We start from the raw sequence: 19,309 nt of genomic DNA on the forward strand, positions 1-19,309 counted from the left end.
TCCTCCATACGTGGTCACCGGCGCCACCGCAGCGTGTCGTCGACGGTGCCGGCGTCGGACGCCGCGCGCAGCACGGCGAGGCGGGTGAAGCGCTGCTCGAAGTCCTCCCGGGTCAGCCCGTGCTCCCGGTAGGCGTCGGCGAGTTCGAGCGCGCCCTGCTTCACCGTCCACTCGCAGTCGAAACCGGGTATGGCCGTGCGGAACCGGGAGAAGTCCACCCGGTACGACCGCGGATCGGCGCCGTTCTCGCCGGTGATGACCACCTTCGCGCCGGACACCGCCTCGGCGACCTGCCCGGCGATCTCGGCGACCGTGACGTTGTTGGTCTCGCTGCCGATGTTGAACGCCCGGTCGTGCACCGCTTCCCGCGGCGCGGTCAGCGCGGCCGTGAAGGCCCGTGCGATGTCGGCGGCGTGCACCAGCGGGCGCCAGGGGGTGCCGTCGGAGAGCACCAGCACCTCGCCGGACAGCAGCGCGTGGCCCACCAGGTTGTTCAGCACGATGTCGGCACGCAGCCGGGGCGAGTAGCCGAAGGCGGTGGCGTTGCGCAGGAACACCGGGCTGAAGTCGCCGTCGGCCAGCTCGTGCAGATCGTCCTCCACCCGCACCTTGGACTCCGCGTACGGCGTCACCGGGCGCAGCGGGGCGTCCTCGGCCACCAGGTCGTCGCCGCCGGCGGCGCCGTAGACCGAGCAGGTCGACGCGTACAGGAAGCGCCGCACTCCGGCGTCGCGGGCCAGCCGGGCCAGCCGCACGGACGCGTGGTGGTTGATGTCGTGGGTGAGCTCCGGCGCCAGCGATCCCAGCGGGTCGTTGGAGAGCGCGGCCAGGTGGATCACGGCGTCGACCCCGGCCACGTGTTCGGCCGTGACGTCGCGCAGGTCCACCCGGTGCCCCGGCAGGTCCGCGGGCGTCGGGCCCAGCACACAGTCGGCGAACAGCCCGGCGTCGAGGCCGACGACCTCGTGCCCGGCGGCGGCGAGGACCGGGGCCATGACGGTTCCCAGATAGCCCTGGTGTCCGGTCAGCAGTACGCGCAAGGTTCAACCCCCCAGGTTGAGCGTGAGTTTGGTGACGGCGAACGCCTCGGCGTATCGCTCGTGGCATTCGATGCCGCGGATCCGCGCGAGGCCGAGGAAGGCCTCCCGGTCGTACCAGGGCCGGTGCCGCTGCGAGGGGTAGTGCTCCCGCAACAGCCGCACCTTCTCTTCGGCGATCTCCGGCGACAGCGGCTGGTACGCCGCGAGGCGGCCGAGGTCGCCGTCCCACTTGACGATCTCGTAGCCGAGCACGAGGTGGTCGCGGAAGGCGGTGGGTATCAGCTTCGCCAGGGCGCGGTGGTCCTGGTGCGCGTCATCGGTGCGCGGCGCCAGCACCAGATCCGGCTCGGTCCGCGCGCGCAGTTCCTCGACCGCGGCCTTGGCCTCTTCCCAGTGCGCGGGCAGCCGGCCGTCGGGGAGCTTGTGCACGGTCAGCCGCAGGTCGGCGTCCGGGCAGAAGGCGGTGAGCGCGGCCTGCTCCTCCCGCTCCCGCTCGCTGCCGCCGCCGGAGAGCACCAGGGCGTCCACGCGCAGCCCCGGCCGTGCCAGGCACATCGCGAGCAGCGTGCCGCCCGCGCCGATGGCGATGTCGTCGCAGTGCGCGCCCACCGCGACGATCCGGTCCGGGCGTCCGGCGCCGAGCCGGATCACGCCCGTGCTCCGGTACTGTCCCGCTCCCACACGGCCCACGGGCGGTCGCCCCGGGCGTAGGCGGCATCCAGCGCGGCCCGCTCCTTCACGGTGTCGGTCGGCTTCCAGAAGCCGCGGTGCTGGTGGGCCACCAGCCGCCCGCGCTTGGCCAGTTGGGCGCATCCGTCGGCGACCAGGTCCCCGTTCTCCGGGATGTGGTCGAAGATCTCCTGGCGGAGCACGAAGTAGCCGCCGTTCTCCCACAGCGGCAGTTCGCTCACCGCGGTGATGCCCCCCACCAGGCCGTCATCGCCCAGGTCCACGCAGTGGAACGAGGACTGCGGCGGCACCACCATCATCGACGCACCGGCGTCGCGCCGGGCGAACCGGTCGATCATCTCCGGCAGCGGGGCGTCGGTGAGCACGTCGGCGTAGTTGGCGAGGAACATCTCGTCGCCGTCCAGGTGGTGCCGCACCCGGCGCAGCCGCTCCCCGATCGGCGACTCGACGCCGGTCTGCGCGAACGTGATCGTCCAGTCCGAGATGTCGGTGGACAGCAGCTCGGTCCGCCCGCCTCGCAGCACGAAGTCGTTGGACGTCGTCTCCTCGTAGTTGAGGAAGAAGTCCTTGATGTGGTGGGCCCCGTACCCGAGGCACAGGATGAACTCCGTGTGCCCGAAGTGCGCGTAGTAGCGCATGACGTGCCAGATCAGCGGCCTGGGGCCGACCATCGCCATCGGCTTGGGCACATCGTCCGCGGCGCCGCTCCGCATCCGCATCCCGTAACCGCCGCAGAACAGAACGACCTTCATGACGTCACCTCGACAATGCTCAGTTCCGGGATGGGAAAGACCAGCCGGCCGCCCCACTCGTGCACGAAGGACAGCTGCTCGGTCAGTTCGGCCCGCAGGTTCCACGGGAGGACGAGCACGTAGTCCGGCTTGTCGGCGGCTATCCGCTCGGGCGGCAGGATCGGGACGCGGGTGCCCGGAGTGAACCTGCCGTGCTTGTAGGGGTTGCGGTCGACCGTGTACGCGAGCAGGTCGGGCCGGATGCCGCAGTGGTTGAGCAGGGTGTTGCCCTTGCCCGGGGCGCCGTAGCCGACGACCGTCTCGCCGCACTCGGCCGCCGTGATGAGGAACTTCAGGAGGTCCCGGCGCACCGTGGCCACCCGGGCGGAGAACTCGGTGTACCCGGACAGCTCTTGCAGTCCGGCGGCCTTCTCCCGGGCCAGCACGTCCACCACCCGCTGGGACGGCTCGCCGGCCACCTCGGCCGGGCGGGCCCACAGCCGGATGGAGCCGCCGTGCGTGGGCAGCAGCTCGACGTCCACGAGCGTGAGTCCGCCGCTCGCCAGCGCCCGGATCGCGGACGCGACCGTGTAGTACTGGAAGTGCTCGTGGTAGATCGTGTCGTACTGGTTCTCCTCGATCAGCGTCAGCAGGTGCTGCACCTCGATGGAGACCCAGCCGTCGTCGGCGACCAGGGCGCGCAGCCCCTTCGTGAATCCGACGACGTCGGGGATGTGCGCGTACACGTTGTTGGCCACGACCAGGTCCGCCGGGCCGTGTTCGGCGCGGACGGCCGAGCCGGTCTCCGGGCTCAGGAACTCCGTGAGCGTGGGCACACCCGCGTCCCGGGCCGCGGCGCCGACGTTCACCGACGGCTCGATGCCCAGGCAGCGGATCCCGCGGTCCACCACATGCTTCAGCAGGTAGCCGTCGTTGCTGGCGACCTCGACCACGAAGGCGCCGGTGCCCAGCTCCAGCCGCGCCGCGGCGTCGTCCACGAAGGTGCGCGCGTGCTCCACCCAGGAGGTCGAGTACGAGGAGAAGTACGCGTACTCCTTGAACGTCTCCTCCGGCGTGATCAGCGGAGGGATCTGCGCGAGCCAGCAGTCGGTGCAGACCCGCAGGTGCAGCGGGTACGCGGGCTCCGGCTGGTCCAGTTGGTCCGCGGCGAGAAAGCTCTCACATGGTGGCGTCGCCCCGAGGTCGACGACGCTCGCCATCGCTTCCGAGCCGCAGAGTCGGCATCGTGTCATCTACTGTCCCCATCCCCCCGCTCGCGCGGGAGTCCCCGCCGCGAGCCAGTGCTGACCGCCCCGCGATCGCGGTGCGGTACTCCTCCACCAGGCGCTCCAGCCCGACGGCCGGGCTGAAACCCTGTTCGTAACGGAGCCGGGCCGCCCGGCCCATCTCCCGGCCCAGAGCCGGCTCGGCCGCGATCCGGCGTATGCGGGACGCGAGCGAGGCGGGGTCGCCCGGCTGGTGCAGCAGCCCGGTCACGCCGTCCTCGACGAGTTCGACGAAGGCGCCGTGTCCGGCGGCGACGACCGGGACCCCGGCCGCCATCGCCTCCACGACCACCAGGCCGAACGCCTCCAGCCACGTCGAGGGAGCCACCACGGCGACCGATCGCGCGACGGTCCTGGCGCACTCCGCCGGGTCCAGCAGGCCGACGTACGCCACGTCGTCCCGGCCCGCCGCCCAGGCGGTGACCTCTCGCTCCAGCGGCCCCGACCCGGCGATCACGAGCGGTACGCCCACACCGCCGCCCGCCGCGATCTCGTCCCACGCGGCCATGAGCAGCCGTACGCCCTTGGCCTCCGCGAGCCGGCCGAGATAGAGCAGCTGCTCTCCCCCGCCCACTCGGCGGGCGCCCGGGTCGGGCACGAAGTTGTGCTTCACCGCCAGCCGCTCGGCCGGCATACCGGCCCGCACCAGGACGTCGCGCTGCGCCGCGGAGATGCAGAAGAACCGCTCCACGCCGGACCACCATCGCCGCCGGTTGACCCACAGGCCGACCGCGAGCGGCACCGTCGCGAGGCGGGAGTTCCGGTAGCAGCCGTGCCGGACGGCGGGCAGCGGTGCCTTCGACCCGACGCACTCGGCGCACGGCTCGCCGTCCCGTTGCAGCGTGCCGGGAGGGCAGACCTGGGTGTAGTTGTGCAGCGTGGCGACGGCGGGCACCCCGGCGTCGGCGCAGGCGGCGAGCACCGCGGGCGACAGCAGCGGGAAGACGTTGTGGACGTGGACCACGTCCGGCCGCTCGGCGCGCAGCCGGGCGGCGAGCTCCGCGCGGACCGCCGGGTTCCACGGCACGAGGAGCGGCACCGCGGCCTTGCCGAGGAGGGACCGGGCGCCGATGTCGTCGCTGCGCCGCTCGAACACACCCACCTGGTGGCCGGCCGCGCGCAGCAGCTCCACCTCCTGGTCGACCACCTTGTTCTCCCCGCTCGGCTGCGCCGAGCCGTAGCGGTTGTGCACCACGAGGACGTGCATGCTCAAGGAACCTCCGATCGCCGGGCCCAGCGCGGAATGTGTCGTGGCGGGAGCGTCGTGAGCGGCGCGGCCGCGGCGGGTGCCGCCAACAGCGATGCGGCCAGGGCCAGATGCAGCAGATACGGCGAGGCGTCGCCAAGACCGGCCTCGGTGTACGACGCGATCGCGCAGTAGCTGATCAGAAAGATCGCGCAGGCCCGCTCCAGCGACGGTGGCCGCAGCAGCGCGACGCCGCCCAGCACGATGATGATCGCCGCGACGAGGGTGACGCCGACCAGACCCTGCTCGTTGTAGACGGCCAGCCAGCTGTTGTCGATCGGCAGCCCGCCGAACGACTTGTCGCCCAGGCCCATGCCGAACCACTTCTGCCCGGCCGTCCTGGGCGCGGCCAGCAGGGCGTCCCAGACCTTGGCCCGACCGGTGAGGCTGGAGAAGTTCTCCTTGCTCTGTCCGCGCAGGAACCACGCCTGGAGCAGGGAGGCGAACCCCACCGCGGCCACCGTGGCGCACAGCACCGCCCAGCTGAAGAAGCGGCGGGCCGCGGCGCTGGTGAGGAGGAGCGAGCCGATCGCCAGCGCCAGGCCGAGGAACAGGCCGAGCGTGGCCGTCCGGGTATGGGTCAGCGCGAGCAGGACGAGCGAGGGCACGATGACCACCGCCGCGCTCACCCTGTCGGTCCGGCGGCCCAGTAGGAGCAGCACGGTGAGCCCGATGATCACCGCGGCGTACTGTCCGATCTGCGGCGGGGTGAGCGGCCACAACGCGCCGACCAGCCGCCCGCCGTAGAGGTCGGGCAGGGCCGCGCCCGGTGAGGCGACCAGACCGACGGCCACCGACCCGAGCACCGCGAAGTACATCCGGATGTGGTGCCGCACGAACGTCAGATCGCCGTCCCACCAGCGGCTGAGCAGCCACAGCGTGCCGACGAAGAGGGCCAGCCGGGCGCAGCGGAACAGCGCGCCGAACCCGGACTCCAGGTTCGCGCTGGAGATCACGCTCGTCACCAGGAGCAGGGTGAGCAGGAAGACATACGCGCTGGCCCGGATGCGCAGCCGGAGATTGACCGCGAGCGCCAGCGCGAACGCGGCGACCAGCGCGCCCATGGTGACCATCTGGATGAGGGAGCGGGGCAGCGGGACGATGGTCTTCGCCCCGGCGGAGCCGAGGGTGTTGAGGACCAGCAGCCCCCAGACGGTCCCGACGATCTTCGGTGTGGGCCCCCCGCCCATCTCAACCACCGTCCCGTGCGCGGAGGGTGCTGCCCGCGTCCTGCTGGTACGGCGTGATCTGCCACTGCCCGAAGTCGAGCACCCGGCTCGGGTCCTGGGCGACGAATTGCCACGGTCCGAGGTAGACGTTGTCGTGCCAGCGGTTGTGCTGCTTGTGGGTGATCGCCTCGGCCACCCCTTCGCCCTGGTACGGCGACCAGTCCGGATAGGTGCCGTAGTTGGCCAGCACCGCCATGCGGTCGCACTTCACGGTGCACTTGACGACGGACTTGTCCAGCACGAAGCGGTTGTCGTGGATGTCCACCCGCTGGGTCTTCCACCGGCAGTCGGCGTAGAGCGGTGCTTTGGCGATCGCCGGTTCGGCGCAGCGGTCGGTGTCCCGGACCAGCAAGGTGCAGTCGCCGGACGAGGTGTTGGCCGGGCTGTTGCAGAACCGGTCGGCGTTTTCCCACAGGGTGATCCCGGACCAGTTGTTCTCCAGTACGTTCCGGTAGATCTCGATCTTGTCGGTGCGGGCCCTGATCCGTGGTTCGCCGCCGGACTCGGACAGGTAGACGGTCGAGTACGGGAAGTTGTCGCCGCGTTCGGCCTCCCTGCGGCCCTCGACCCAGTTGTTCCGGCGGATGGTGTTGTTCCGGATGACCGCGTTGTAGCTGGTCTCGTAGATCAGCGCGGCGCCGTCATTGGCCTCGAGCACGTTCTTCTCGATGCGGAAGTCGTTGTTGTTGGTGTCCGCCCACAACCCGGTTCCACGGTTGTCGTGCACCCAGTTGCCGCGGATGTCGGCGCCGTTGACGGCCCAGAACTTGATGCCTCCGGTGCAGCCGCAGCCCTTGCGCCGCCGCTCCCAGTCGCCGGTGTTGTTCCCCACGATCTCGTTGCCCTCGACCACCAGGCCGCTGATGCGGCCCTTGGCCTTGTACGCGTTCATGCCGTACTGGCCGTTGTCGCGCAGGCAGCTGGCGCGGACCCGCTGGCGGGCACCGGCCATCAGCCCGGCGCCGGAGTTGTCCTGGATCGTCGCGTGCTCGATCACCCACCCGTCGGCCGAGTCGTGGTTGACCACACCCTCGTCCGGCGGCGCCACGAAACGCTGCACGGTCAGATGGCTGATGGTGACGTCGCGGGCGGTGCCGCCGAACGCGTACTGGTTCTTCTTCCGGCCGTCGAGCACCGCGCCCGGCGCGCCGAGGTAGCGGTCCCCCTTCTTGGGGATGACCTGGGCATAGCGGTCCGGGTCGAGCCGGTGCTTGCCCGGTCGGAGCCAGAACGTGGTGTTCGGCGGGTTGCCCTTGGTCTTCGCCGCCAGGTCACCGACCACCGCGGGGTCGACCGGCACCGCGCCCGCGGGCGCCTTCGCCGGCCCGGCCGGGGGCTTGGCGCACGCCCGGGCCACGGACCGGGCCCCGGACGGCGCGGCGGTCGGCTCCGCGGCCGGGGCGCCCGGCGTGCTCACACAGCCGGTCGCCGCCACCAGGACGAGCACCGCGGCCGCCACCGGTAACGCCCAGTTCCGCCACTTGATCACCACGCGCCCCCTAGCCGCGGAACCTGAGTACGGTGGTGAACCCCCGTGCGCCGTCGGCGAAGCCGGTGCCGACCAGTGTGGTGGTGGGTTCCTTGCGCCCGAAGCCGGCGGAGTACCAGCCCAGCGGCGGTTGGGTCGCGCCGCGATGTGCCCGCCAGGACAGCTGCCCGGGCAGGTCCAGCACCGCGGAGCGGTCCTCGCCGTCCCGGGTCCAGGTGAGCTGTGCCCGGTTGTCCAGCAGGTCGGCGGCGATCGCCGGGCCGAGGTGGAACGCCAGGCGCACCTCCCGGCGCGGGCCGCGCACCTCGTCGACCACCCTCAGCTCCTCGGCCGCGGCCGTCAGTTCCACCCGGCGGCGGTGCACGGAGGGCTGGTAGCCGTCGTGCTCGGCACACCAGCGGGCCACGCCCTCGTCGGACGGTTCCGCGACCAGGACGCGGCTGCGGGCATGACGGGTCCACAGGAACGGGCCGCCGGAGACGGACTGGTCGGCGCCGTCCAGTTGCAGGGTGTTGTGGCCGAGGGTCGACCGGAAGTACCGCCGCCACTCGGGCTGCCCGTGGTAGCAGTACGTCCCCGGGTCGGCGAGCACATCGACCCCGTCGTGCCGGACCTCCACGGACAGCGCGTCCGCGTGGGCGTGTGCGGCGATGGACAGGAAGCCGTGCGGACCACCGTCGCAGCGGCACCAGATCTGTCCCGGGCCGCGCAGGATCGTGAGCCCCGCGTCGGCGAAGTGGCCCGGTCGGCTTGGTGGTCGGGTCACCGGCGGTTCGGTGGGTGTGATGAGCGCGGCCAGCAGCGGGGTCCGTACATCGGTGCCGGTCACCGCCGGCCACCAGGCGAGCCGGCCGAACACGGCGTCCCCGGTGGCCAGCAGCGAACCCCAGCGGTCGGTGCCCGCGCCGTCCACGACCAGACCGTGCCCGTCGTCGGCGTCCCCCTGGCGCGGTGGCCGCAGCCGGTTGTCCACGACGGCCGCGAGCGCGTCGGTCATCCGCAGCAGCACCAGCCGGACCGTCGCGGGGACCGGCACTCCGGCGGCATCCGCCTCGGCCACCGCGGCCAGGCCGAGCTCCAGCACCAGCCCGTGGTACTCGGTGGCCAGCTCGCGGTTGAGGCCGGAGCCGAAGGTGTTGCTCCGCAGCTGCCGCTCCAGGGACTTGAGCGCGTCGGCCCGCCAGCGCCGCGAGCTGGGGAACCAGTCGAACGCGCAGGCCGCGGCGAACTGCCCGGCGGCCTCGGCGATGACGTGGTTGTTCGCCGAGGACCCCCGGCTCGGGAAGGCGGCCAGCCAGCGCTGGTGGTGCCAGATCTGGTTTCGCGCCACCGGGTTGTCCTCGAACAGCCCGGTCGCGCCGGGCCAGCCGTCGAGGAGCCGGCGGATCCACACCCAGGACAGCAGCCGGATCCCCAGCTCGATACCGCTGGTCCAGTGCACTCCGCGCAGGGGCGCGTTGGCCGTCCACCACGACCGCAGGTGCTCGGCCACGCGCTCGGCGTACCGCTCGTCCCCGGTGATCGCGTAGGCGGCGGCGAGCACCGTGAGGTACTGATGCCGGGACGGCTCCCAGATCTGCTTGATGTCCCCGACCGCGTCCTCGTCGCGGTACGGCACGTCGAAGGCGTAGCCGCTCGGAGCCCGGCGCCCGGTCTTCGGGTCGTACCACCAGTCCGGGTCGGCCATGTCGTCGCGGTCCACCCCGAAGTACGCGGCGTGCCCGGCCATCAGCCGGTCCGCCTCGGCGACGAGACGTTTGGCGGCGTCCGGTGGCACCGCGCCGATCGTCCCCGCGGGCAGGACCGCGGTGAACCGGGCGCCGGTCACGCTCGGGCAGTCCGGCGGCCCCGACCGCCACCGCCGCCTGCGCACCGCGTCGGCCACCCGGCCGCCGACCTCCCGCGGCCCCATCCGGGACAGCCGCCGCAGGTACCAGCCCACGCTCATGGTCACAGGGCCCTCGCCAACGTCACCGGCGCACCGGCGGCCAGACCGGCCCGCACGGCGAGGGTGGCCGAAGTGGTGGCGACCAGCGACTCCAGCGGCACCGGCATCGGCCCGCCGGTCCGCACGGCCTTGATGAACGCGGCCAGCTCGGCGGACTGGCCCTTGTCCCGGGCCTTGGGCAGCCGCGAGCTGACCCACCGCTTGCGGCCATACACCGAGGCACGGACGAAGTCGTCGAGCCGCAGCACCTTGCCGTCCGCGATCAGGTCCAGCGTCTCCTTGGGGAAGCCGGGCGAGCCGGTGGTGACGTAGGCGATGGTGGCGGTGGACCCGTCCGGGTAGCCCAGCACGACCTGGAGGTCCTCGTTGCCGGACGTGGCGACCGCGTACACCGAGACCGGGTCGGCCCCGAGCAGCCAGCTCGCCGTGTCGATGAAGTGTCCGCCCTCACCGGCGAACCGCGAGCCCTCGGTGCCCTGTTGGAGGTACCAGCTGCCGTGCTCCAAGCGGCCCGCGTTGACCAGGTAGCGCAGGCTCGCCGGCCCGGTCCGGGCGCCGAACCGCTTCCTGGCCTCCTGGAGCAGCGGCGCGAACCGGCGGTTGAAGCCCACCTGGAGCCGGTCGTTGCCGGACTCCTCCACCGCCGTGAGCACCCCGGCCAGCTCGTCCTCGGTGAGGGCCAGGGGCTTCTCCACGAACACCGCCTTGCCGGCCCGCAGCGCCCTCTGGGTCAGTTCGGCGTGCGAGCTGTGGCGGGTGACCACGAACACCGCGTCGATGGACTTGTCGCCGAGCACGGCGTCGAGATCGGTGGTCGCTTCGGCGAAGCCGAACTTCCGCTTCGCGTTGGCCGCGGACAGCGCCGTCGTGGTGACGACCGTGGACAGCTCGACGCCCTCGCGCCGTTCCAGATGCGGCAGCAGCATCGACGTGGCGTAGTTTCCCGCGCCGACGAACGCCAGCCGCACCGAGGCGTTGGCGAGCCGGGCCGGGGCGGACCCTCCGCCGCCGCGTCGCACCGCGGGCACGGCCACCTCCGGGTCCCCCGTCTCCACGGCGTGGCCGGGGTCGCCGGGATACCGGAACAGCACGGCCACGGCCTTCAGGTCGCCGTCCTTCAGGCGCCGGTACGTCTCGACGGCGTCATCGAAGTCGGCCACGTGGGAGACCAGGGGCTCCACGTCGACGCTGCCGCGGGCGAGGAGATCGAGGAAGCACGCCAGGTTGCGGCGCTCGGTCCAGCGCACATAGCCGATCGGGTAGTCCCGCCCCTCGAGCTCGTACTCCGGGTCGTAGCGCCCGGGGCCGTAGCTGCGGGAGAACCGGACGTCGAGCTCCTTCTCGTAGTACGCGTTCCACGGCAGGTCCAGGCGGCACTTGCCGATGTCGACGACCCGGCCGCGGTCCCGGCAGAGCCGGGCGGCCAGCTCGACGGGCTGGTTGCTGCCGCCGCCGGCGGCCAGATACACCTGGTCCACACCGTGGCCGCCGGTGAGTTCGGCGACGGCGGTCTCCACGGCCGCGGAGGCGGGATCGCCGCAGGCCGCCGCGCCCAGCCGCTCGGCGAGCTCACAGCGCGCCGGGTCGGGGTCGGCCCCGACGACGCGGACTCCCGAGGCGGCGAGCAGCTGCACCACCAGCTGTCCGATCAGCCCGAGGCCGATGACCAGCGCCACTTCGCCGAGGTGTGACTCGCCTTGGCGGACGCCCTGCAACGCGATCGACCCGACGGTGCCGAAGGCCGCGTGCCGCGGCGCGAGGCCGTCCGGCACCCGGGCGTAGAGGTTCTTCGGCACCCAGTTCAGCTCGGCGTGCAGCGCGTGCTCATTGCCGGCGCAGGCCACGAGGTCGCCGACCTTCACATCGTCGATCCCGGCGCCGACCTGCTCGACCACCCCGCACAGCGAGTAGCCGAGCGGCGTGTAGGAGTCCAGCTTGCCCATCACCTTGCGATAGGTGGCGGGCACCCCGTTGGTGGCCACGCTCTGTACGACCTTGGCCACCTGGTCGGGCCGGGAGCGGGCCTTGCCCAGCATCGACATGCCGGCCTCGGACACCTTCATGAGCTCGGTCCCGGTGGATATCAGCGAGTAGGCGCTGCGGACCAGCACACCGCCCGGCTTGCACCCCGGCACCGGCACGTCGAGCAGCGCCAGCTCGCCGCTCTTGTAGTTCTGCACAACCTGTTTCACCCGAAGTCCCCTTGTTCTCCGCCGGTTCTCCGCCGGTTCTACGCCGATACGTGAGCGTTCTGGCCGGCCCCGGAGGTCGCGCCGCGATACCAGTACTCGAGGGTCAGCACATGCCACAGATGCTTGGAGAAGTCCCGCTGCCCGGCGGCGTCCTCGGCGACCATCCGGGCCAGCGCGTCACGGCGCAGGAACCCGGACCGGACGAGCAGGCCGTCGTCGACCACCTCGCGCACCAGCGGTGCCAGATCCCGGCTCATCCAGGCGCGCAGCGGGGCGCTGAACAGGCCCTTGGGCCGGTACACGATCTCCCGGGGCAGGATAGAGGTGGCCGCCTCCTTGAGGACGGCCTTCCCCTGCCGTCCGACGATCTTGCGGTCGCCGGGCACGGCGAACGCCGCCCTGACCACTTCGACGTCCACATACGGCACCCGCACCTCGGTCGACGCGGCCATGCTCGAGCGGTCCGTGTACGCGAGGTTCAGGCCCGGCAGGAACATCCGGGCGTCGCCCAGGCACATGCGGTTGACGAAGTCGTCGAGGTCGTTGTCCTGGTAGACCTCCGCATGCTCGGTGAGCACGTCCCCGACCGTCCCGGCCAGGTCCGGATCGATCAGTGCGAGCAGCTCGTCCTGGTCGTACATGGTGTAGCTGCGCCGGAACGCGGTCTCCTCCGGCAGATCGGCGAAGGACAGGAACCGCTTCGCGAAGCGCACCGACCGGTACCCCCGGCGGGCCGTGGCCACCGGCAGCCGGTCCACGGCCCTGGACACCCCGCGGCGCAGGGGCCGCGGGACGCGCTGGTAGCGCAGCGCGATCAGGTTGGCCAGGTGTTTGCGGTAACCGGCGAACAGCTCGTCGGCGCCCATCCCCGAGAGCATCACCTTGACCCCGGCCTCCCGGGCGGCCGAGCAGATCAGGAACGTGTTGATCGCGGCGGGGTCGCCGATCGGCTCGTCCAGGTGGTACGTCATCCGCGGCAGCAGGTCGAGCACGTTCGGGGCGATCTCGATCTCATGCAGGTCGACGCCGAACCGCGTCGCCACTTGCCGGGCGTAGCGCAGGTCGTCCGGCATCGCCTCGAACCTGGCGTCCTCGGCGCGGAACCCGATCGTGTAGGCGGAGATCCCGGGCTGGTGGCGGGCGGCCAGCGCGGTCAGGTAGCTGGAGTCGAGACCGCCGGAGAGGAAGGTCGCCACGGGCACGTCGGAGAGCAGATGGCGCCGGGTCGACTCCTCGACGATGGCGGCGAGGTCCGGCAGCTCGCCGCTGCGGGCCCGCTCCCGGCCCTCGGCAGCCACATCCCTGAGGTTCCAGAACCGGCCGCGGTCCACCCGGCCGTCGGGCCGGCACCTCAGCCAGCTCCCGGGCGGCAGCTTCTCCGCTTCGCGGAACGCGCAGCGCGAGTCCGGCACCCAGTAGTACAGCAGCGAGGCCACCAGCGCCGCCTGGTCCACCTCCAGCGACCCGCCGGTCACGGCGGCGAGCGCCTTGAGTTCTGAGGCGAACACCAGGCCCCCGCCGCGCCGGAGCAGGAACAGCGGCTTGATGCCGAGCTGGTCGCGGGCGAGCACCAGCTCACCGGTCCGCTCGTCGAAGATCCCGAACGCGAACATCCCGCGCAGCCGGGGCAGACAGTCCGTGCCCCAGCGCCGCCAGGCCTCCAGCAGCACCTCGGTGTCGGAGGTGCCACGGAAGCGCGCCCCGGCGGCGGCCAGTTCGGCACGCAGCTCGGGCGCGTTGTACAGCTCGCCGTTGTACGTCAGGACGAGGCCGCCCGAGACCATCGGCTGGGCGCCGGTCCCGGACAGGTCGATGATGGCCAGCCGACGGTGCCCGAGGTGCACTTCGCCGTCCCCTGCGGGGTGGCTGTACCGGCCCGTCCCGTCCGGACCGCGGTGGGCGAGGGTATGGGTGAGCCGGTCGGTCACGGCCTTCCCGTCCGGCCATCGGTATGTTCCCGCGATGCCACACATCTCCTACCGCGCCTCCTGGTCGCTGTCCGGGACTCGCGCGGCCCACATCGGCGGTCGCTCCGTCCGTAGTTGGCCCGTCCCCTGTCGCCGGGCCAGCCGCTCGCCATGGCCCCGCAGCGCGATGTGCAGCCCGTCCCACAGCGTGCCGTCGGTCCGGTCCCGCGGATCGGGGTCGATCAGCACCACACCGATCACCGGAATGCGCTGGTCCGCGAGCTGCCGCGCCACGGTGTGCAGCCATGCGGCGCTGCCGTGCCCGGCACGCACGACGAGCACGGTCTGGGTACCGAGGTAGTGGAGGTCGGTCCACACCGTGCCGGGCGCGACCGAGCCCACGCCGATCCGGCGCTCCTGATGCGACATGGCCGCGGCACGCTCGCCGCTGACCACGGTGGGGTCTCCTGGCTTCGGGCGGCGCCTCGTCAGCTGCGGGCCGGGCAGACCGTCGACGATCGCCACTGGCCCGTCCGCCGCCAGTGCCCTGGCGAGGTCCAGGGCGATCACGCTCGTGCCGCGCGCACAGCCCAGTTCCAGCAGCGACACCGGTTCCGCGGAGCCGCGCACGGTGCGGGCCAGGGACGCGGTGAGCCTCGTCCGTGCCGTCCGGATCCGCCGTCGCCGCCACGGCCTGCCCGACCGGTGGGGCAGCTCCGCGATGACCGAGGCGCCCAGGTTCGCGGCGATCTCCCGGCGCAGCACGGGGCGGTCCGCCACCACCGTGCCGACCGCGGCCACCGCGAGCCCGAGGACGAGCCCGAGGACGAGCCCGATCGCGGCGTTGGTGGCGGCGGTCCTGGGCAGGGAGTGCCGCACCGCGCGCGGGGCGTCCACGATCTGTGTGCCGGCGATGATCCGGGGCGTGCCGGTGCGCGCCTCCGCGGCGCGTTGGTCGAAATCGGCGATCCGCGAGTTGAGCTCGGCCCGGCGGGCGAAGAGCGACTCGGTGCTCGCCGACGCTTCCGGGTCGCTGTCCGGCGATCGGCCTCCGATCGCCTTGTTGACCTCGGCGAGTTCGCGCCGTACCCGGTCACGCTGGTCGAGCAGGGCCTTGGACTCGGCCTTCGCGGTCTCCCGCATCCGCCGCACATGGTCCGCGACGAACGCGTCGGCCAGCGCCTTGGCCCGGGCCACCGCTTCCGCGTCGCTGTCAGCCGTCACCTCGATCTGGAGCAGGTTGTTGGTCAGGCCGGTGCCCCGGTAGTCCCCCAGGAAGTCCTCCGGTTTTTCCGGTGAGTTGAGGGACTTCAGGGCCTTGTCGGCGATCCGCGTGGTCCCCAGCAGCGCGACATCGGTGCGGATCAGCGTCCCGGTGTCGTTCGGTTGGTCCTCCTGATGCGCGACCAGCACCTTGGTCACCGCGGTCGGGGGCGGCGGCAGCAGGACCGCCATCGCCACGCCCGCCAGCAGCCCCAGCAGCGCCATGGATGACCAGAGGCGGCGGCGCCTGCGCACCGCCACCACCAGCGCGTGCAGGTCGAACAGCGGGGCGGCCGCCGACCGCTCCGGCGTCGTGCTCGTCGTCACACCGCACCCCCCGTCGCGTGGCCGCGAGCCGCGAGCGCCGGAGTGGCGTCATCCGGAGGGTGGCCGGCGGACCGCTTCGGCCGGGCCCGGACCGCGCCGGCGACGACGACGCCGACGACCTCCTGGTTGCCGTCCGCACACGCCTCGGCGATGCCGGTGAGCTCCGCCGCGGTCCAGCTGCCCGCGCTGAGCACGACCAGGACACCGGACTCGGTGCCGCGGTCCGGCACCAGCGGCTGGGACACCGAAACCCCCACCACCCGCAGCACGGGGTATCCCCTGCCCGAAGCGGACGGGGCGGGATCGCCGTCGGACGTGGCGACGAGCTGGTCGGCGGCCCGGCGGGCGATCTCGTCGCCTTCGGGTACGACCACCAGCAGCCGCCGGGGGCCCGGCAGCCGGTCCCGGAGGCGGGCGCACACCCGCCGGTAGCGGATCTGCCGGCCGGCCTCGTCGCCGGACGCCTGCGGCGTCGGCAGGTCCCACCGGACGTCGAGGCCGAGCAGCCGGCGGATCCGGGCCCGCGGGCCACCGCCTTCCGGCCGGTGCGCGGGCCGTTCGCCGGGTACGTCGACGGTGCCCAGCAGCACCGAGCCCAGCGCCGCGGCGATCTCCGGTTCGGTGCGCAGCCGGCGGCTCATCCGTGCGGCGGTGAGATGGCCGATGACCGCGAGCAGGAAGAACAGCACCGCTCCGGCGACGATGAGCTGCGTCCTCGTCGGCGGGGCCTCGCCGGCCGGCCGGGCCGCAGGACCCATGACGACCATGTTGGACTTGTTGGTCACCGGGTCGGCCTCGGCCAGCTTCTTCATGGCCTCCTGGAGCGCGATGCGCAGCTTCTCGAGCTCGGTGCGGCCCTGCACGCTCTCCACGGTCCGCCCCGGATCGGCCGCGTCGGCCAGCTCGGTGATGCGGCGGCTGGTCCGCACCACCAACTTCCGCAAGTCCTCGGGCCCGGCGGACGCCTCGGAGTCGGTGTCGTCGCCCGCGAGCCGCGCGGCGAAGGTGACGAATTGCTGGGCCACCTGGTCGGAGAGGCGCTGCGCGCGCTCCGGGGTTTCGGCCGTACCCGAGATCTTGATGATGTTCCCGTCGGCGGCCTTGGCGCTCACCCGGTCCCGCAGCTCGCTGCCGCTGACCCCGGTCCAGCCGAGCGTGCCGGCCGCGCGGTCGACCACCACCGAACTGGTCGCGATCTCCGCCTGAGTGAGCAGCTCGCGCTCCTCCCACGCCCCCGGCAGCAGTACCGACGCCGACGTCGTGTAGCGCGGCGGGAACAGCAAGGAGGTGCCGTAGCCGACGAGCGCCCCCAGCACGGCGAGGATGGTGAGAAGCCGCCAGCGCCGACGGATCATCCGCCCGATCGTGACCAGGCGTATCGTGTCATCGCTCAACGGCGCGGCCTCTTCCCTGCCCGGTCCGGGTGGCTCGCCGAGGCGTAGGCGGCGAGCAGCGACGCTTGCGAGTTCCGCCAGGAGAGCGGCCCGCTGATCCGCTCCTGGCCGATCTTGCCCATCTCGGCCCGCTTCGCCGGATCGTCGAGGAGCAGCGCGATGAGCCCCGCGAACTCGGCCTCGTCATTGGCGGGCGCGTAGACGGCGGCGTCACCGGCGGAGACGCGCGCCTCCTTGAGGTCGAACGAGACGATCGGCCGGCCCATCGCCATGTACTCCAGGACCTTGTTCATGGTCGACACGTCGTTGAGCGGATTGCGCGGGTCGGGAGAGAGGCACACATCCGCGGTGGACAGGTAGCGCACCAGGTCGGCGTCCGGAATGCGCCCGGTGAACCGCACCTGCTCCGTGAGCCCGAGTTGCCGGGACAGCTCCACCATCGCGTCGAAGGCGTCGCCTGAGCCGATGAACACCGCGTGCCAGTCGGTCCGCCCGAGCTCGTCGCGCAGCTTCGCCAGGGCGCGCAAGGCGTAGTCGACGCCGTCCTGCGGGCCCATGACGCCGAGGTAGCACAGCAGATGAGGCTTGCCGCGCTTCAACTCCGGCTCGGGCGGCACCGGTTGGAACCGGTCGATCTGGGGCGCGCTGCGCACCACGAAGACGTCCTCCGGCCGCTTGCCGCCTCGGCGCACCGCGACGTCCCGGTAGCTCTCGTTCGTGGCGAGCACGACGTCCGCGGCCCGGTAGGTCCGCCGCTCCAGCGCGCACACGGCGCGGTAGAGCAGATCCTTGCCGCGGTCGAACCGGGACAGGTACAGCTCGGGTACCAGGTCGTGCTGGTCGAAGACGAACCGCGCGCCGCGCCGCCTGAGCCACCGTGCCGCCAGGAACAGCAGGTCGGGCGGGTTGCAGGCGTGGACCACGTGGACCGGGCCGACCTTCCGGGCCAGCCGGACCGTATGCCACAGCGCCGATCCGTACTCCCGCAAGTAGCCGGCCGGACCTCCGGTGGCCGCGCGCAACGGGTAGCGGTGGATCCGCACCCCGTCGATCACCGCCTCCGGTTCCGTGTCCCGCTTGCTCCCCCGGGGACAGATGACGTGCACCGTCCAGCCCGCGTCGCGCAGCGTCGTGCACTCCTGCCACACCCGCCGGTCGAACGGCACCGACAGGTTCTCCACCAGGATCAGCGCGCGCCGGCCCGACCCGCCACCGCCTGTTGCGTTACCAAGCAAGGCCCATGTACCCCGGTTCGGCCCGGCGCGCCTCGGCGTCGGGAAGGCGGATGAGGTCGATGATCACCGGGCCGTCGCCATGGGGCAGCGCCGCCAGCACGGCCGGGTCCCTGGTGCCGACCAGGCACACCTCGGCGTGTTCCAGCACCTCGTCGACGGAGTCCGCGAGCAGCTGGGCGAGGTGCGGCAGCCGGGTCTCGATGTACTCGCGGTTGGCGCCGAGCAGCCGGGAGAGGCTCACGTTGGCGTCGTGGATCTTGAGGTCGTACCCCTTGCCGTAGAGCCGCTCCGCCAGCTCGACGAGCGGGCTCTCGCGGAGGTCGTCGGTGCCGGGTTTGAAGGACAGCCCGAACAGGCCCACCCGGCGCTTGCCGGTGCGCTCGACCAGCTCCACCGCGCGCTGGAGATGGTCGGAGTTGGAGGGCAGCACATGGGCGAGGATGGGCACCGAGACATCGGCCCGCCGCGCCGCGTGGACCAGGCTGCGCAGGTCCTTGGGCAGGCAGGAGCCGCCGAAGGCGAAGCCGGGCCGCAGATAGGCGGGGCTGATGTTCAGCTTGCGGTCGGCCAGGAACACGTCCATCACCTGGTGCGAGTCCACCCCGAGCGCCTGGCACACCGCGCCCAGCTCGTTCGCGAAGCCGATCTTGAGGCCGTGGAAGGCGTTGTCCGCGTATTTGATCGCCTCGGCCGTCGGGACCGGCACCCGGAACACCTCGCCGGGCAGGCCGTCGTACAGCGCCGTCACCACATCGCCGCTCGCCGGGTCGAGCTCGCCGATGACGGTCTTGGGCGGGTCGAAGAAGTCCCGCACGCTCGTGCCCTCGCGCAGGAACTCCGGGTTGACCGCGACCCCGATGTCCACCCCGGCCGTGCCGCCTACGTACTTCTCCAGGATCGGCACCAGCAGGTTCAGGCAGGTGCCCGGGAGCATGGTGCTGCGGAACACGACGGTGTGCCGGCCCCCCTGCTCGCCCCCCTCGGCCAGCGCGATGCCGATCTGCTCGGTGACCCGCTCCAAGTACGTGGTGCACAGGCTGCCGTTGGGCTCCGACGGCGTGCCCACGCAGACCAGCGACACCTCGCTGCCCATGACCGCCTCGCGGACGTCACCGGTGGCGCGTAACGCCCCGGTCCGCACGACCTCGGCGATGAGCTCGCCGATCCGCTCCTCGACCACCGGGGCCTTGCCGTCGTTGACCAGGTCGATCTTCACCTGGTTCACGTCCACCCCGATGACCTCGTGCCCCATGCCGGCCAGGCACGCGGCCGACACACAGCCCACGTAGCCGAGCCCGAAAACGCTGACCCTCATGACCCGTTCCTCCCCCC

Annotated in this window: 14 protein-coding genes; all 14 read right to left on the bottom strand. The window is 72.2% G+C overall.

Annotated features, from left to right (window positions below):
• Nucleotides 1-14: 14 nt before the first annotated feature.
• Genes ACT2CW_RS22565 through ACT2CW_RS22630 form a run of 14 tightly spaced genes read right to left on the bottom strand, consistent with a single transcriptional unit; the run spans nt 15 to nt 19,292 of the window.
• Nucleotides 15-1,040, bottom strand: a complete 1,026-nt coding sequence (locus ACT2CW_RS22565) for an NAD-dependent epimerase/dehydratase family protein (protein ID WP_164425764.1) — start codon at nt 1,038-1,040, stop codon at nt 15-17.
• A gap of 3 nt (nt 1,041-1,043) precedes the next feature.
• Nucleotides 1,044-1,691: a PIG-L deacetylase family protein gene (locus ACT2CW_RS22570; protein ID WP_432046831.1), complete on the bottom strand. Its 648-nt coding sequence runs from the start codon at nt 1,689-1,691 to the stop codon at nt 1,044-1,046.
• Entirely contained in the window at nt 1,688-2,482 is a 795-nt protein-coding gene (locus ACT2CW_RS22575) for a glucose-1-phosphate cytidylyltransferase (RefSeq protein WP_432046830.1), read from the bottom strand. Before ACT2CW_RS22575 ends, ACT2CW_RS22570 begins: the two co-directional genes overlap by 4 nt.
• Nucleotides 2,479-3,714 (bottom strand): class I SAM-dependent methyltransferase, encoded by a 1,236-nt coding sequence (locus tag ACT2CW_RS22580; RefSeq protein WP_445518021.1) that lies wholly within the window; start codon nt 3,712-3,714, stop codon nt 2,479-2,481. The genes ACT2CW_RS22575 and ACT2CW_RS22580 overlap by 4 nt, the downstream gene beginning before the upstream one ends.
• On the bottom strand, nt 3,641-4,954 hold the full coding sequence (locus ACT2CW_RS22585; protein ID WP_445518130.1) for a glycosyltransferase: 1,314 nt from the start codon (nt 4,952-4,954) through the stop codon (nt 3,641-3,643). The genes ACT2CW_RS22580 and ACT2CW_RS22585 overlap by 74 nt, the downstream gene beginning before the upstream one ends.
• 2 nt (nt 4,955-4,956) lie before the next feature.
• Nucleotides 4,957-6,183 carry an O-antigen ligase domain-containing protein gene (locus tag ACT2CW_RS22590; RefSeq protein ID WP_445518022.1) on the bottom strand — a complete coding sequence of 409 codons (1,227 nt, stop codon included), beginning with the start codon at nt 6,181-6,183 and terminating at the stop codon, nt 4,957-4,959.
• 1 nt (nt 6,184) lies between these two features.
• A complete protein-coding gene (locus ACT2CW_RS22595) occupies nt 6,185-7,714 on the bottom strand; it encodes a right-handed parallel beta-helix repeat-containing protein (RefSeq protein WP_445518023.1) in 1,530 nt (509 codons plus the stop codon).
• Nucleotides 7,715-7,721: 7 nt separating this feature from the next.
• On the bottom strand, nt 7,722-9,665 hold the full coding sequence (locus tag ACT2CW_RS22600) for an alginate lyase family protein (RefSeq protein ID WP_445518024.1): 1,944 nt from the start codon (nt 9,663-9,665) through the stop codon (nt 7,722-7,724).
• Complete coding sequence (locus tag ACT2CW_RS22605; RefSeq protein WP_445518025.1) at nt 9,662-11,851, bottom strand: bi-domain-containing oxidoreductase; 2,190 nt, start codon at nt 11,849-11,851, stop codon at nt 9,662-9,664. The genes ACT2CW_RS22600 and ACT2CW_RS22605 overlap by 4 nt, the downstream gene beginning before the upstream one ends.
• A 38-nt stretch (nt 11,852-11,889) precedes the next feature.
• The gene (gene asnB, locus ACT2CW_RS22610; protein ID WP_445518026.1) at nt 11,890-13,824 is read right to left on the bottom strand and encodes an asparagine synthase (glutamine-hydrolyzing); all 1,935 of its coding nucleotides are present in this window, start codon (nt 13,822-13,824) and stop codon (nt 11,890-11,892) included.
• Between the two features lie 3 nt (nt 13,825-13,827).
• Complete coding sequence (locus ACT2CW_RS22615) at nt 13,828-15,348, bottom strand: Wzz/FepE/Etk N-terminal domain-containing protein (RefSeq protein ID WP_445518027.1); 1,521 nt, start codon at nt 15,346-15,348, stop codon at nt 13,828-13,830.
• On the bottom strand, nt 15,345-16,742 hold the full coding sequence (locus ACT2CW_RS22620; protein WP_445518028.1) for a Wzz/FepE/Etk N-terminal domain-containing protein: 1,398 nt from the start codon (nt 16,740-16,742) through the stop codon (nt 15,345-15,347). Before ACT2CW_RS22620 ends, ACT2CW_RS22615 begins: the two co-directional genes overlap by 4 nt.
• The gene (locus tag ACT2CW_RS22625; protein WP_445518029.1) at nt 16,739-17,977 is read right to left on the bottom strand and encodes a glycosyltransferase family 4 protein; all 1,239 of its coding nucleotides are present in this window, start codon (nt 17,975-17,977) and stop codon (nt 16,739-16,741) included. The genes ACT2CW_RS22620 and ACT2CW_RS22625 overlap by 4 nt, the downstream gene beginning before the upstream one ends.
• Nucleotides 17,967-19,292, bottom strand: coding sequence for a nucleotide sugar dehydrogenase (locus tag ACT2CW_RS22630; RefSeq protein ID WP_445518030.1), 1,326 nt, complete (start codon nt 19,290-19,292; stop codon nt 17,967-17,969). Before ACT2CW_RS22630 ends, ACT2CW_RS22625 begins: the two co-directional genes overlap by 11 nt.
• Nucleotides 19,293-19,309 lie beyond the last annotated feature (17 nt).

Source organism: Streptomyces sp. NEAU-174 (assembly GCF_052665095.1).